Here is a 13,846-nt window from a genome sequence, read left to right as displayed (position 1 = left end):
ATCGGGGTCAGAACGAGACACGCAAGGCCGCTGTCAAGGTGCGGCCAGCCTCGGGATAGACCGATTCGACCTGTCCACCAGAACAACCAAAGCCCAGTGTGAAGTACTGGCGATCAAACATGTTGTTCACGCTCAGCGACAACTCTACGTTGTTCCATTGGCGGGCATAGCGAATATCGGCTGTCGTGTAGGAGGGCATGCTGCACTGGTTAGCAGAATCGGCATACCGCGCACCTACCCAGTTGATTCCGCCTGTGACTCCGTGCCCTTCAGCAGGCTTCCAGTGAGCCCTCAAAGCCAAGGTCTGTCTTGCTACCAGCGGTACGTCATTGCCATCGTAGCCACCAGAACGGAAGGTGGCGCGACGCAAGTTCAGATTCGCATTGAGTGCTAGCTCACGGTTGACAGCCCAACGGCCTTCGACCTCCAGCCCCTGGCGTCGCGTAGGGTCAAAGTTGACGTTGCGGCCGTCATATTGGCCTGCCCCCAGGGCTTTCGGGTCGTAGCCAATCTCATCGGTCAAGATGTTGCGATACGCACGGACCTCCAGCTGGTAGGAGGCCTGCTTCCAGTTCCAACCAACCTCAGCATCGCGAGAGGTTTGCGGGCGGATAGCGACCGATGGGTTCGTGAAGCTGAACTCGTCTACATTGGCCAGACGGAAACTCCGGCCCAATCGTCCCCAAGCTCGTGATGTTGAGGACATCGAATGGCTGATACCCAGTTCCCATGCGTGTTGACGATCTGCCAATCTGCTGCTGCCGTCATACGCATCCTTGTCCATTCGTTCAGTACGCACACCGCCCGAGAATCGGGTACCCGAAGCCAGTGTTACGTCGTCCTGCAAATACCAACCTCGCGCCTTGTGGTTGGAAGTCGATCCGTACGCCTCACGGGCCCAGCGGGAATAGTCGTGTCCAATTACCAACTGATTCCTTACATCACCGATACGAGATTCATGCCGTGCCCTTAGGCCGTAGTTGTTGGCATCCACGTCGTAGTCATATGAGGCGCTTCGCAGTTGCTTGTCTCGCCAGCCCGTTTCACCAGCTAGTTGCCAGTTGCCCATCAACGCCTCAGCGAACAGACCGTCCCGGGTGTTGCGAATACGTGCCCAGTCGTTGGGCGTATTGGTCTGAGATGGATTTGCCTCAAACTGGGCAATGGTCAACCCTCCAGGCAACCGAGTCTCGACAGCGTCCTGACTGTGGCGAATACCCGCTCGAAAGGCATCGTTGGACCACTGGGCCGTGATACTGGCGGCATCCGACTTAGCCCGAAAATTGTCCCGGTGGTTGTCCGTGTCTCTACGCTGCCCAGACACATCCACCGAAAACCCTCCAGAAGCCAGTGTGGCACTGGCACGCAATTCGCGAAGGTCGTTTGATCCTGCCCCGCCGTAAACAGAGGCCTTGTTGCGGCGGTCTTTGCCCAAACCGGCCTTGGTCGTGATCACGATCACACCGCCCGTCGCACCTTCTCCGTACAAGACCGCCCCACTTCCTCGCAGCACCTCAATGCGTTCAATTGACTCAATGGGAATGCCCGCCAAGAGAGGGATTCCCAAATCGGCCTCATTGAGACGCTGACCATCCACAACCACAACTTGGTTGCTGTTGGTCGTTTCGCCAAACCCACGGAGATCAAGGGTGTAGTTAGCCCCGCCGTAATAGTCAAGACGGCCAGGCACCCCCAGAAGACGCATCACGGCTTCGTTCGCGGTGGTGGCGCCAGATGCCCGGATATCGTCGGGTGTGATCACACTCACTCCCAAGGGCAAAGACGCGAGGGGTTCAGCGAATCGCGTGGCCGTGACCACCGTCTCGGGCAGATCGGTCGTGACAACGTTTTGGGCGTGCGAAGAGAACGTGGCCAGAACAGCCAGCGAGAGCACGGCCAAAGGCGCGCGCAGAGGACGATTTTTCATGAAAAACTAACAACGGATGTGCCGTCACCGCCTTCCCCGACGGTGCATGAGCGTCACGGCGGCACGTCCTTTTCAGACGCACCGCCACCTCGTTGGCCGGTATCCGGGCTGGCAGAACGACCTTCATCACCTTCCCAGGCGCTTGGCAGCGCCCAGTGGTTGTGAGATGAAAGCGGAGTCGCCTGAAATGGCTTCAGGGTTCTCGTCTGCTTACCGTTGCGGGGGCAGCGCAGGTTAGGTCGGTTCATGTGAACTTTCCCTCCTGCTTCCCGTTGAACTGCGGCATGTGAACCACACCGCGAGCACCAACAGCGTGCATTCTAAAGCGTGAGAACTTGCGACAACCCTACAATGTGAAAACTTCGAACCGACACCATGGCAGATCCCAAGCACCTTGACCAGATCACCGAGCGCGTAGAGCGCTTGCTGCTGCGCCATGAAGAGCTGCAACGCACCAACACCCTGCTGCACGAGCAGGTTCAAGCGCTGCAGGCCGAGCGCGACTCGCTCAAGTCACGACTCAATGCGGCCAGAGCCCGCATCGACGCGCTGCTGGACCGCCTGCCTCAGCCAACAGCTAGCGCGGCGCACACCGCAGCAGACACACCCAGCAAGGACCGCGCATGAACAAGCCTGCGAGCAAACAGATTGAAGTGCAGATCATGGGCCAGAGCTACTTGCTGGCCTGCCCCGTGGGGGGTGAGTCTGCGCTACTCGATGCGGTGGAGCGCGTGGACACCGCCATGTGCCGCATCCGCGATGCCGGCAAGGTGAAGGCGCGCGACCGCATCGCGGTGCTGGCCTCGCTCAACCTCGCGTTTGAGTTGTCGCAAAAAGAATCCACCAGCGCCGCGGCACCGGCGGCTGCGCCGAGCAACGGAGCCATGCTCAACGGCTCTGCAAACGATGCCTCCCCGCACACCCAGACCCGCCTGGACGATCTCATGCGGCGGCTCGACAAAACCCTGGGCAGCGACGGCCAGCTGATTTGACGCTGGACCGTTGCGCCGACCACCCGGTGTCATCAACAAGGGCCGTTTGGCCCTTGTTTTTTATCTGAACGCAAACCGCACAAGCCCCATTCAGGGCCTACAATTTGCCTGTCTGCAGTGCGCGCCGGGCTTTATATTTCCTTGAACCAATGCTCATAGAGCCCGGGCTTGGTACATTGCGTGGCGGGTGTGAGCATCTCGCGTCAGATGAACCCGAAGTCACGCTGCCCTTGCCCACCTGAACCCCGGTTCAGGATGCCGGTCCGGCGGCACTTGCAGACACCCTATTCTTCAGGTTTGGCGTTCGGCGGCGAAAGTTGAGCGTAACTTTCACCAATCCCCCATGCTGCTTGACCCCTTGCTGATCGCCCAACTCGTGCTGTTGGGCCTGTGTACCGGCTTTCTCGCCGGCTTGCTGGGCATCGGCGGCGGCATGCTCATGGTGCCGTTCATCACCATCATCCTCAGCGGTCAGGGCGTTGCTCCTGACCTCGCGGTCAAGATGGCGATTGCCACGTCGATGGCCACCATCATCTTCACATCCATCTCCAGCGTGCGTGCGCACCACAAGCGCGGCACGGTTCGCTGGGACATCGTCAAACGCCTGGCGCCCGGCATTGTGCTGGGCTCGGCACTGGCCAGCGTGGGTGTGTTTGCGCTGCTCAAAGGTGCCTGGCTGGCCCTGTTTTTCGCGGCTTTCGTCAGCTTCTCGGCCACCCAGATGCTGCTCGACAAAAAGCCCAAACCGTCTCGCACCTTGCCGGGCACTGCCGGGCAGATCAGCGCGGGGACGGTCATTGGTTTTCTGTCGGGCCTGGTGGGCGCCGGCGGTGGGTTTGTCAGCGTGCCCTTTATGACGTGGTGCAACGTGGCCATTCACAACGCCGTGTCCACCAGCGCCGCCCTGGGCTTTCCCATCGCACTGGCCAACGCGCTGGGCTATGTGGTGGCGGGCCAGGGCGTGGCTGGCTTGCCCGCAGGCTCGCTGGGCTACATCTCATTGCCCGCCCTGGTGGTGATCGCCACAGCCAGCGTCATCATGGCCCCGCTGGGGGTTCGGGCCGCCCATGCTTTGCCCGTCAAATCACTCAAACGGGTGTTCGCGAGCATCCTGTATGTGCTGGCGGCCTACATGCTCTACAAAGGCCTCAGCGTCTGAGTGCGCGCACTGGGCGCGCCAGGCGCCCAAAATTCTCAGGCATGCAAGGCGGTTGAGGACACCACAACACCGTCCTCGTCCGCGTAGAGCCATTCGCCAGGCCGCACCCAGACCCCTTGAATCTGAACCGCCACATCGCGCTGCCCTTCGTTGCGCTTTTCGGTAGGCAGCGGCATGGCCGCCAAGGCGCGGATACCCGTCTGGCACAGGGCCAACTCGGCCACATCGCGCACGCAGCCGTCCACCACCACGCCGGCCCAGCCGTTGCGCGCGGCAGCAGCGCCCAGGTTGCCGCCCACCAAGGCACGGCGCAAGGAACCGCCGCCATCCACCACCAGCACACGGCCTTCGCCCGGGCTGTCCACGGCACCCTTCACCAGGGTGTTGTCTTCAAAGCATTTGATGGTGACCACCGGGCCTGAAAAACGTTGCACGGCGCCGAAGTCTCGAAACACCGGCGGCAACACCCGGAAGGCGCCAGAGGCGTCGTTTTTGTGCGCGTCGCAGAGATCGCACGTAGCGACAGCAAGGATTGAATCAGAGGTCGTTGGCATGGCAAAACACAAGAGGAAAAGAAAAAAGCTTTGACGTGATTTTGAGTCTGTGCGCAGGCTCTGACAGGCCCCTTGCAGCGACTGCGGGCAAAAATGTTGTTTTCGTATGCAATAACCCCACTGCTTGCTATGAAAAACTGCAAAAAACAGCATTCGCCACCTTGGAATGGCGATGCAACTCTATTAGCATCCGAGACACCGGTGTAAGAGCGCATTTTTGCACTGGCGCACATTCCACTTCTAGAAGGAAATACAACCATGGCAACTGCGAAAAAAGCTCCTGCGAAAAAAGCGGCTCCCGCCAAGACGGCTGCGGCACCGGTCAAGAAAGCTGCTCCAGCCAAAGCGGCTGCAGCACCTGCAAAAAAAGCAGCACCTGCGAAAAAGGCAGCTCCTGCCAAAAAGGCCGCTGCACCCGTGAAGAAGGCCGCTCCCGCCGAAAAAGCTGCAGCTCCTGCCAAAAAAGCAGCCCCAGCCAAAAAGGCTGCGGCGCCTGCCAAGAAGCGCACCCCCAATGCCGCCTTCATGAAGGCCATGACCCCCAGCGCAGCGCTGGCCGCCATCGTGGGCGCAACCCCGCTGCCACGTACCGAGGTGACCAAGCAGGTCTGGGCTTACATCAAAAAGCACAACCTGCAAGACGCAGTGAACCGCCGCATGATCAACGCCGACGCCAAGCTGAAGGAAATCTTCAAAAAGGCCCAGGCTTCGATGTTCGAGATGACCAAGATGATCAACGATCACCTGAAGTGATCTGACGCGGATGCCCATGGCTTTCGGGCCTGGCTTGAAGCAACAAAAGAGCCGGCGAAAGCCGGCTCTTTTGCTTGGGGCGCAGCCCAGGAACCATGCGTGGTCCTGGAGCAGAAGGCACCTCAAGATAAATGCGGGCAGAGCCAATCGCGCATCCGATATATGAGAAACTGAATACGATCATTACTACCAATGAGGTATGACTTCCCCATCGTCCCCGCCCCTCCTGTCGGCTGAAAACTTCGCCCAAGAAGTCCTTTCAGCCCCGACGCTTGGACTGCACCAATACAAAGTGGTGCTGGTGATCGATCTGGTGGAATCGGTGCACCTGATGGCGGCCAACGAAGCGGCTGTGGTTGAACGCTGGATGGGTTTTATGCGCCATGCCGAGCACGATGTGCTGCCCCGCCAAAACGGGCGCTTGGTGAAAAGTCTGGGCGATGGACTGCTGGCCGAGTTTGACCACCCTTCCCAGGCGGTGCAAACCGCCATGGCGCTGCACCGGTATTTCAACCCCGTCAACCAGAGCCTGCCAGCCGCAGAGCAGATGCATCTGCGCGCAGGCATCAACGCCGCCCATCTGTATGTGGACACGCACGACGTGTACGGCCACGGCGTGAACTTGGCTGCACGCGTGGCGGACCTCGGCGCACCGGGAGACACCGTGATCACCGCAAGCGTGTGCGACGGGATCGTGGACGGCATCGATGCGCAGATTGAAGACATGGGTGAGAGCTACCTCAAGCACTGGCCAGAGCCGGTGCGAACCTGGCGCGTGCATCCCGTAGAAGAGGCCAAAATGGTCTGGCGGCACGCCCAACGCGAAGCCGTACCGATCGACTTTCGCCCTTCCATTGCGGTCGTGCCCTTCGAAGCGCGCAACCCTTCACCGGAATACTTCGTGATTGGCGAGCTGATTGCCGACGGCGTGATCGCACAGCTCTCCCGCAGCCAGGATTTGCGCGTGATCTCGCGCCTGTCCACCACCGCTTTCAGGGGGCGCAGCACCAGCCATGGCGAGATAGATGCCCGGCTGGACGCAGCCTTCGTGCTCAGTGGCAACTACACCACTTTGGGCAGCAAGGTGGTCATCATGGTCGAGCTGGCGGACACCCGCCGAAACGAGGTGTTGTGGGCGGAGCGCCTGAGTGGCGACACCATGGACCTGATGGAAGTGCACAGCGAATTGATGGCCACCATCAGCACCGCCTGCGCCCGTGCCCTGCTCAATGCCGAAGTACAGCGCAGCCTGGTGCTTCCCCTGCCCAAACTGGACAGCAACAGCCTCATGCTCGGGGGCATCACGCTCATGCACCGCTCCACCCCGCGCGATCTGAAGCGCAGCCGCCAATTGCTCGAAGCTGTGGCTGAGCGACACAAACGCGTGGCCGCGCCCTGGGCCTGGCTGGCCAAATGGCACATCATGCAGGTGGTGCAAGGCCTGACGTCCAACCCCGCCGACGACTTCCGCCGAGCGATGAGCGTGGCCGACAAAGCCCTCGACCTGGAGCCCAACAGTTCCATGGCGATGGCGATCAAGGGGCACGCCATGTGCCACCTTGGTCACGACCTGGATGCGTCCAAAGCGCTGTTGAACAATGCCACGCAGATGAACCCCAACGATCCCATGGCGTGGCTCTACCGTGGCTTCTGGTCCTGCATGTGGGGGAACGCCACGGTTGCGGTTTCCGAGTCGGAGCAGGCACAAAGCCTCTCGCCGGTGGACCCGCAGCGTTTCTACTTTGAAATGCTGCTGGCCAACAGCTACCTGATGGCGGGACAACTGAGCGACACCATTTCGATGTGCCAGTCGTCATTGCAGAAGAACCGCTACCACGCGCCCACGCTGCGCGCGCTCCTGACGGCACAACACGAGTCCGGCCAGACCGCCGAAGCCCGCAAGACCTTTGACGTCTTGTTGTCGCTGCAGCCCGACCTGACGGTCTCCAAGTTCCTTTCCTACGGAAGCACGAGCTCTTTGCGCCAACGCGGTGCGGAGGCGCTGAAAAGTCTGGGCCTGCCTGAACATTGATGAGGGGAAAATCATGAGCGGTATGAGCGGTATGAGCGGTATGAGCGGTATGAGCGGTATGAGCGGTATGAGCGGTATGAGTGGCATGAGTGGCATGAGTGGCATGAGTGGCATGAGTGGCATGGGAGTCGTCACCGTGGAGTCGACCATCCTCAGTCGTGCCGCCACCGTTGGCCCTTTTCGCGGTGCGGTGCTCCACGCCAACGAACCAGGTTTCGACAAACCGACCAACCTCGCCCTGTGGGCCGATGGGCCTCGCATCGAAGCCTGTTTCAGTGAACTCACCGAAGGTCTGTCTTTCAAGACCCGCAACGGACCCAAAGAGGCTGAACTGGGGTTTGCCAACTTGCAAGCCACCAACATACAGCGCCAGCTTCTGGTGAGCCTGCGCGCGCCCAGCAAGGGGCAGTTCAAGAAACAACTCGACTTGGTGGCCGCCTACGCCGACCTGCGCGCCGATCGCGCTGCAGAGGTGGTGGCGCAAATGGGGCTCCCTGTGGCGTTTTGGTCGTCTGTGGTTGGGCTCACCGCCCACCGCCACCCCAAAACGCGCCAACTCATGGAACTGGTGTATTTGCTGTGCGTGCAAACGGAAATGCGTTTCAAGCACATCTTTGCCTGCCTGCGGCCTGTGGCGTTGTCGCCCCAGATCCAGCCCATGATCGAAACACCAGGCCATGGCAGCTGGCCCAGCGGGCACGCCACGGAGGCATTTGCGATCGCCTTGCTCCTGGAGAAACTGCTGAACGCCGCATCCCACCCGGACGCCGCACTCCCCAACGGCACCGCTTGCCGAGAAGATCTGCAACGCCTGGCCGCACGCATTTCAACCAACCGGGTGGTGGCGGGTCTTCATTTCCCCGTGGACAGTGCCTGCGGGCGCCTGCTGGGCACCGCGCTGGCCGAGTTCCTGGTGGCCCGCGCCACGGGCGGCAAAGTGCACGCGAGCGGCTTCAATGCCCGCGATTACCAAAAGGCCGACGGGCATGCACTCGATTTCAGCCTGCATCAGTCGCTCGACGACGGCCAGATCGGCTATTCGCGCGCGGGCAGCGGCTACTCTGTAGGCAGCGCCCCGCTGCTGGGCTGGCTTTGGGAGGAAGCGCTCAAGGAGTGGGCATGAAGGCCACGCCACCTAAACCTTGGCAGCCCCTGCCAAAGGGCGTTTTCACCGGCACGAATTGGAGCCACCCCGGCGCCACTGCCAGCGAAGACCCGTATCTGATTTGGGCCGAAAGCGAGGACTTTGCCGGCTACCGCCTGGGTTCAGGTCGCAAGCCGCCCAAGTGGCTGCCCATCGTGATCGAGCTCACACCCCAGGCTACCGTGCGCGCGCTGGTGGACGCTGCGTCCACGCGCTGGCTGCAAATCCCACGGGCATACCTCAACGCCAACCTGCCCACGCTGCGCTATTGCACAGCCCGCGTGCGTTCGGCCTTCTTTGACCACCTTCGGCACAACGCCCACCTGCGCAGCCTGATTCAGCGTTACGAGCTGGGCTTGCCGGTGGGGCAATACACCCATGCCATCGCGCATCCGTGCGCCAAACAGGAGCGCGTGAACGAGCCCGGGCCGGCGTCCTCACCCGACGCACGGCTGACCGGCAAAGTCCTGGGCGTGATCGACGGCGGCCTGGCCGTGGCCAACGCCACCTTCCGCAGCAACCACGGGAGCGGTCCCACCCGTGTGCAGCACTTGTGGCGGCAGAGCAACTGCCATGGCGGCGCCTGGCCTGGGCAGGCGGTGCGCGGGCGCAACGCGGTGGCACTGGACCCCGCACGTGCCGGCCCCACCCCAGACGACATGGGCTATGGCCACGAACTCACCAGCGCAGCCATCAACCAGGCCATGGCCCAACACTCACACCAAGGGCAGCTGGACGAAGAGGCGCTTTACGCCTACCTGCAAATGGAGGACCTGAGCCGCCCGGTCAACCACGGCACCCACGTGACCAGCCTGGCCGCGGGCGCCGGTCTGCCGCTGAGCCCACACCATGACGAAGCCAGCCAGGTGAGCCTGGTCGCCGTGCAGCTCGACTGGGCCAACGTGCTCGACACATCCGGCGGAGCCCTGAACGTCAGCGTTCTCGACGGCCTCATGTTCATCCTGGCCCGGTGTGCCGATTCGGCCGAGGTGGTGGTCAACATCAGCTGGGGCACGCTGGCTGGCCCGCACGACGGCAGCTCCATTCTTGAAGCTGCCATGGACCAGTTGATTGAATTGCGAAACGGTCGTCTGCAGATCGCCGTACCGGCGGGCAACGCGTACCAGAGCCGCACCCATGCCAACGCCACGCTGCAGCCTGGTCAGTCCCTGACCTTAAATTGGCGCGTGCTGCCCGACGACCACACCGAGAGCTTCCTGGAACTATGGCTGCCAGAGGGCGCTGAGGGCGTGACGGTGGCCGTCAGGCCGCCAGGCCATGCCCAATCGCTGCCGCCCGTGGGCATGGGTCAGTCGGGTTTGTGGGGAGGATGTTCTTCATCGAAAGGGCCAGACGCAGCCCCGGTGTGTGGCCTCATCTACCCCAGCCGTTCGGCCCTGGGCCGGCAAGGCACCTGCGCCCTGCTGGCACTGGCACCCACCTTCAGCCACAGGGCATCCGTCACCACCGCACCCTTTGGCAAGTGGGAAATCACGCTGACCAACAGGGGTGAACAGGCCGTGGTGTTCGACGCCTACATTGAACGGGACGACGTGGTGCTCGGCCAAAACACCGGAGCCAAGCAGTCGTATTTTGAAGACGCGCTCTACGACACCAGCGGCAACCCGGAAGCCTGGGTAGACCATCCAGGCAACCCCACGCCCATTCGCCGCAGCGGCACGTTCAACAGCCTGTCCACGGGGAAACGCACCGTGAGCGTGGGCGGCACGCGCCGCGAGGCCGACCCCAAGAGCCCTGTGAGTCCGTTCGCGCTGTATTCGCCCCAAAAGCCCGACCCCGACGCTGGCCGCCCCCAACGCCCAGGCGTGAAAAAGGTGCCGGACAGACTGGCCGCAAGCGACGACAACCCGGCGCTTTGGGGCGTGCTGGGTGCCGGCAGCCTGAGCGGCAGCGTGGTGCGCTTGGCGGGCACCAGTTCGGCTGCGCCGCAAATCGCTCGCGAGCTGCTCAATCGCCACTGAACTCCCTGGGAAAGGGACACTTGGCCTGCCTGCGGGAGGCAGCCTGGTGTGGCGCTACCAGCGCGCGGGCAATGGCTTGAGCAGCCAGATCCAGCGTTCGCGCACTGCGATGTAGCCGCCCGCCTCCAGGTCGCGCAACAGGCGGCTCACCATTTCCCGCGAGCAAGCCAGGTGCTGAGCCATCGTCTGGTGGGTGAGCCGCTCTTGCAGCACACGCTCGCCGTTGGCGTCGTACTCACCCGCCATCTGGTTGAGCAAACGCACCAGCCGGCCATACACATCGATCAGGGCAATGCTGCGGGCACTTTCGGTGGCGAGCCGAGCGCGGCGAATGACACGCCCCAGCAACTCCATGGCAAATTCAGGCTCTTCAGAGATGTAGGCCAACAGCGTGGCGCGGGTCACCACCGAGCAAATGCTGCTCTCCAAGGCTTCCACGTTGGCGGAGCGGGGCCCGCCATCCAGCGACATCTCACCCACGTATTCCAGCGGGCCATGCACGCCCAAGGTCAGCTCTTTGCCGGTGTTGTCGGCTAAAAACGAACGCAAGCGCCCCTGTTGCACGATGTAAATCGTGTCCCCGACCTCGCCCTCTTGAATGAGAAGTGCCCCACGCCGGTAACGGCGCGGCGTGCCAAGCGCCGCCAGCGCTTCAACATGGCGGGTCGGGAGGGAACTGTCAGGCAGAGCGGTGTTGGGGGGCATCCAGCGTCACGGGTGGGCAAAGTCCGTGACATTGTGGGGCATGGGTGTGATGATTCGCAAGGCAGGCACCACGGGCGGCAGGCTGTTGACCCGGCGCATGAGCTGGCGGATGCTGGCGCACCCGGTTTTTTCGCGCAGCGATTTCACCTGGCTGCGCACCGTGGATTGCGCCACGCCGTTTTCCTGGGCAATGTCGGGCACCGCCAAGCCCCGGCACAGCCCGATCAGCACCAGCTCTTCGCTGGGGCTCAGGCCTTGTGCTCGGGCAAACATGCGGACCGCGAGGTTGTCGCAAGCGTTTTGGCGCGACAACAGCACCAACACCGAAGGCGCGTCATTTTCGAGCGGGTGGCTCAGGGGGATGAAAGCAGCGGGCAGTTCGCGCCCTTCCAGGTTGAGCAACACCAGGCGGCGCTGCCCCCGGCAAGCGTGTTCGATCGCGAGTTCGATCTCTTCGGTGAGCTCGGTGGTGGCGCCCATCAGCACATTGCCGTGAGAAAAAACGATTTTCCCCCCGTGCAGTTCGTGGCGGGCGAGGTGGTTGGTATGCTGAATGCGGCCCTTGGGGTCCACGACGAGGATGCCGTAATCGATCTCGTCAAGCACCCGCAGCATCTGGCTGAAACCCAGCCCCGGCGACAGAGACCTCGAGGTGTTCGCCTGTGCGCTGGTACCCCATCCCATTTCGTTCGCTGGCCACATGGTCATCTCTCCTTCAAGGTTGATGACACTTTAGGCAGGAAGCGCAGCCACAGGGTGTACCGTGGTACCACCATAGTTGTGATTTATTACCCGAAAGTTTGCATCCATACAACTTTCAAACAAGGCTGAAATACCAACACAGTCCCTCGCACAAGAAGGAACGTCGCCGGTTTGACCCGCTCAGGCCTGCGCCCTGAGCGCGTTGTTGCGAATAGCGGTGAGCGTGCCACGGGTGGTGATGACCTCAGGGTCCAGCCGCACCTCAATGACCGTTCCAGTCGTTGCCATCAGGGCTCGCTGCAAGCCAGGCTCAAATTCGGCTGTGTGGTTCACGCATTCGGCCGCATAACCGTAGGCGCGTGCCAGCGCGCAGAAGTCGGGGTTGGCCAGGCTGGAGCCGCTCACATGCGCGGGGTATTCGCGCTCCTGGTGCATGCGGATGGTGCCGTAGGTGCCGTTGTTGAGCAGCAAGATGATGGTCTTGGCACCGTGCTGTACAGCCGTGGCCAGCTCCTGGCCATTCATCAAAAAATCACCGTCGCCGGCGATGGTGAAGACCGTGCGCCCGGTGAGGATGGACGCTGCAATGCCGGCGGGCACGCCGTAGCCCATGGCGCCATTGGTGGGAGCCAGCTGGGTCTTGTGGCCTTTGGCCAGACCGGTGTAGCGGTAAAAGCGGTGCAACCAGCTGGCGAAATTGCCCGCGCCGTTGCTCAGCACGGCATCGCTCGGCAAGTGGCGCTGCAGGGTGTGGATGATCGCCGGCATGTCGATCGTGCCCGGCAACTGGATGCCGCCGTTGGCCTCGTCCACATTGGCTTCAAAGTCGGCATGGCAGGCCTGCGTCCATTGGCCCCAGGCCACACCCGGTGGTGCCGTCAACACTTCCAGGCTGCGCGCCGCCGCGTTCATGGTGGCGTTGATGGCCAGTGTGGCCTGGTACACGCGGTTCAGCTCTTCGGCGCCGGCGTGGATGTGGACCAGTTTCTGTTTCGGCACCGGCGCTTCGACCAGCGCGTAGCCGCCCGTGGTGGCCTCGCCCAGGCGCGGGCCAATGGCGATCAGCAGGTCGCTGTCGCGCACGCGCGCAGCCAGCGCGGGGTTGATGCCCAGACCCACGTCGCCGGCGTAGTGGGGGTGGTGGTTGTCAAAGCAATCTTGAAACCGGAACGCATTGGCCACTGGCAGCTGCCAGTTTTCAGCAAAGCGCTGCAGCGCAGCGGCAGACTGCGGCGTCCAGCCGCCGCCACCGGCGATCACCAGCGGGCGCTCGGCCTGCAACAGCAGTTCGCGCAAGGTGCGCAGCGCGCCCGGGTCGCTCCAGGCTTGCACCGGCTCCACACGCGGCAGCGACTCTGCCTGCACGGTTTGCGTCAGCATGTCTTCGGGCAGCACCAGCACCACGGGGCCAGGCCGGCCGTTCATGGCGGTGGCAAAGGCCCGCGCCACATATTCGGGAATGCGGCGGGCGTCGTCGATGCGCTCCACGCGTTTGGCCATGCCTTTGGTGCTGGGGCCGAAAAAGCTCAGGTAGTCGACCTCCTGAAAAGCCTCGCGGTCTCGCGCGTCGCTGGCCACATCGCCCACAAACAGCACCATGGGTGTGCTGTCCTGAAAGGCGGTGTGCAGACCAATGGAGGCATTGGTTGCGCCCGGTCCGCGCGTCACAAAACACACGCCCGGACGGCCGGTGAGCTTGCCCTGGGCTTCGGCCATGAAGGCGGCGCCGCCCTCTTGCCGGTTGATCACAAAACGGATGCGATCGGCGTGGGCGTGAAAGCCGTCCAGCACGGCCAGGTAACTTTCACCGGGCACCCCAAAAGCGTGGGTGGTGCCTTGGGCAATCAGGCATTCAACGAGCAGGTGGCCAGCGAGTTTTTCGGTCATGCCGTCCAT

General features: G+C 62.4%; 12 protein-coding genes, 1 other RNA gene and 1 riboswitch. Of the genes, 8 read left to right on the top strand and 5 right to left on the bottom strand.

From position 1 onward, the window contains the following. Positions 1-7 precede the first annotated feature (7 nt). Positions 8-1,927: a TonB-dependent receptor gene (locus tag AC4QBL_RS05205; protein ID WP_472906467.1), complete on the bottom strand. Its 1,920-nt coding sequence runs from the start codon at positions 1,925-1,927 to the stop codon at positions 8-10. A 77-nt stretch (positions 1,928-2,004) separates the two neighbouring features. Further along, positions 2,005-2,252, bottom strand: a riboswitch (cobalamin riboswitch). Positions 2,253-2,302: 50 nt separating this feature from the next. On the opposite strand from AC4QBL_RS05205, the gene AC4QBL_RS05200 reads away from it, so the two are divergent. The 4 genes from AC4QBL_RS05200 (at position 2,303) to AC4QBL_RS05185 (ending at position 4,078) form a co-directional block, all read left to right on the top strand. Continuing rightward, positions 2,303-2,554, top strand: coding sequence for a coiled-coil domain-containing protein (locus AC4QBL_RS05200; protein WP_472898988.1), 252 nt, complete (start codon positions 2,303-2,305; stop codon positions 2,552-2,554). Next, positions 2,551-2,919 carry a cell division protein ZapA gene (locus tag AC4QBL_RS05195; RefSeq protein WP_472906468.1) on the top strand — a complete coding sequence of 123 codons (369 nt, stop codon included), beginning with the start codon at positions 2,551-2,553 and terminating at the stop codon, positions 2,917-2,919. The genes AC4QBL_RS05200 and AC4QBL_RS05195 overlap by 4 nt, the downstream gene beginning before the upstream one ends. 106 nt (positions 2,920-3,025) lie before the next feature. Then, positions 3,026-3,205, top strand: a non-coding RNA gene (ssrS, locus tag AC4QBL_RS05190) — 6S RNA. Positions 3,206-3,262: 57 nt separating this feature from the next. Continuing rightward, positions 3,263-4,078, top strand: coding sequence for a sulfite exporter TauE/SafE family protein (locus tag AC4QBL_RS05185; RefSeq protein ID WP_472898986.1), 816 nt, complete (start codon positions 3,263-3,265; stop codon positions 4,076-4,078). Between the two features lie 35 nt (positions 4,079-4,113). On the opposite strand, the gene rraA is transcribed toward AC4QBL_RS05185, so the two are convergent. Further along, entirely contained in the window at positions 4,114-4,632 is a 519-nt protein-coding gene (rraA, locus tag AC4QBL_RS05180) for a ribonuclease E activity regulator RraA (protein WP_472906469.1), read from the bottom strand. Positions 4,633-4,890: 258 nt separating this feature from the next. Here rraA and AC4QBL_RS05175 point away from each other — a divergent pair, with 258 nt between their 5' ends. From AC4QBL_RS05175 to AC4QBL_RS05160, 4 genes are all read left to right on the top strand, one after another. Next, on the top strand, positions 4,891-5,385 hold the full coding sequence (locus AC4QBL_RS05175) for an SWIB/MDM2 domain-containing protein (protein ID WP_472906470.1): 495 nt from the start codon (positions 4,891-4,893) through the stop codon (positions 5,383-5,385). 199 nt (positions 5,386-5,584) lie between these two features. After that, complete coding sequence (locus tag AC4QBL_RS05170; RefSeq protein ID WP_472906471.1) at positions 5,585-7,417, top strand: adenylate/guanylate cyclase domain-containing protein; 1,833 nt, start codon at positions 5,585-5,587, stop codon at positions 7,415-7,417. A 13-nt stretch (positions 7,418-7,430) separates the two neighbouring features. Continuing rightward, the gene (locus AC4QBL_RS05165; RefSeq protein WP_492131634.1) at positions 7,431-8,540 is read left to right on the top strand and encodes a phosphatase PAP2 family protein; all 1,110 of its coding nucleotides are present in this window, start codon (positions 7,431-7,433) and stop codon (positions 8,538-8,540) included. Further along, positions 8,537-10,543, top strand: a complete 2,007-nt coding sequence (locus tag AC4QBL_RS05160; protein WP_472898981.1) for a S8 family serine peptidase — start codon at positions 8,537-8,539, stop codon at positions 10,541-10,543. The genes AC4QBL_RS05165 and AC4QBL_RS05160 overlap by 4 nt, the downstream gene beginning before the upstream one ends. Positions 10,544-10,597: 54 nt before the next feature. Here AC4QBL_RS05160 and AC4QBL_RS05155 read toward each other — a convergent pair whose 3' ends face one another. The 3 genes from AC4QBL_RS05155 to AC4QBL_RS05145 form a co-directional block, all read right to left on the bottom strand. Next, positions 10,598-11,248, bottom strand: a complete 651-nt coding sequence (locus AC4QBL_RS05155; RefSeq protein WP_472898980.1) for a Crp/Fnr family transcriptional regulator — start codon at positions 11,246-11,248, stop codon at positions 10,598-10,600. Positions 11,249-11,254: 6 nt separating this feature from the next. Beyond that, positions 11,255-11,950: a helix-turn-helix transcriptional regulator gene (locus AC4QBL_RS05150; RefSeq protein WP_472898979.1), complete on the bottom strand. Its 696-nt coding sequence runs from the start codon at positions 11,948-11,950 to the stop codon at positions 11,255-11,257. Between the two features lie 180 nt (positions 11,951-12,130). Beyond that, the gene (locus AC4QBL_RS05145) at positions 12,131-13,837 is read right to left on the bottom strand and encodes a thiamine pyrophosphate-binding protein (RefSeq protein WP_472906473.1); all 1,707 of its coding nucleotides are present in this window, start codon (positions 13,835-13,837) and stop codon (positions 12,131-12,133) included. Positions 13,838-13,846: the final 9 nt, after the last annotated feature.

This window comes from Hydrogenophaga sp. L99 (assembly GCF_058731905.1).
This window is presented reverse-complemented; position numbering and strand designations above follow the sequence as displayed.

What these genes read in the sequence shown, in the direction of transcription:
- AC4QBL_RS05150 (WP_472898979.1), bottom strand. Translation starts at nt 11,950, where the DNA reads ATGTGGCCAGCGAACGAAATGGGATGGGGTACCAGCGCACAGGCGAAC.
- AC4QBL_RS05185 (WP_472898986.1), top strand. Translation starts at nt 3,263, where the DNA reads ATGCTGCTTGACCCCTTGCTGATCGCCCAACTCGTGCTGTTGGGCCTG.
- AC4QBL_RS05155 (WP_472898980.1), bottom strand. Translation starts at nt 11,248, where the DNA reads ATGCCCCCCAACACCGCTCTGCCTGACAGTTCCCTCCCGACCCGCCAT.
- AC4QBL_RS05175 (WP_472906470.1), top strand. Translation starts at nt 4,891, where the DNA reads ATGGCAACTGCGAAAAAAGCTCCTGCGAAAAAAGCGGCTCCCGCCAAG.
- AC4QBL_RS05160 (WP_472898981.1), top strand. Translation starts at nt 8,537, where the DNA reads ATGAAGGCCACGCCACCTAAACCTTGGCAGCCCCTGCCAAAGGGCGTT.
- rraA (WP_472906469.1), bottom strand. Translation starts at nt 4,632, where the DNA reads ATGCCAACGACCTCTGATTCAATCCTTGCTGTCGCTACGTGCGATCTC.
- AC4QBL_RS05170 (WP_472906471.1), top strand. Translation starts at nt 5,585, where the DNA reads ATGACTTCCCCATCGTCCCCGCCCCTCCTGTCGGCTGAAAACTTCGCC.
- AC4QBL_RS05145 (WP_472906473.1), bottom strand. Translation starts at nt 13,837, where the DNA reads ATGACCGAAAAACTCGCTGGCCACCTGCTCGTTGAATGCCTGATTGCC.
- AC4QBL_RS05165 (WP_492131634.1), top strand. Translation starts at nt 7,431, where the DNA reads ATGAGCGGTATGAGCGGTATGAGCGGTATGAGCGGTATGAGCGGTATG.
- AC4QBL_RS05205 (WP_472906467.1), bottom strand. Translation starts at nt 1,927, where the DNA reads ATGAAAAATCGTCCTCTGCGCGCGCCTTTGGCCGTGCTCTCGCTGGCT.
- AC4QBL_RS05200 (WP_472898988.1), top strand. Translation starts at nt 2,303, where the DNA reads ATGGCAGATCCCAAGCACCTTGACCAGATCACCGAGCGCGTAGAGCGC.
- AC4QBL_RS05195 (WP_472906468.1), top strand. Translation starts at nt 2,551, where the DNA reads ATGAACAAGCCTGCGAGCAAACAGATTGAAGTGCAGATCATGGGCCAG.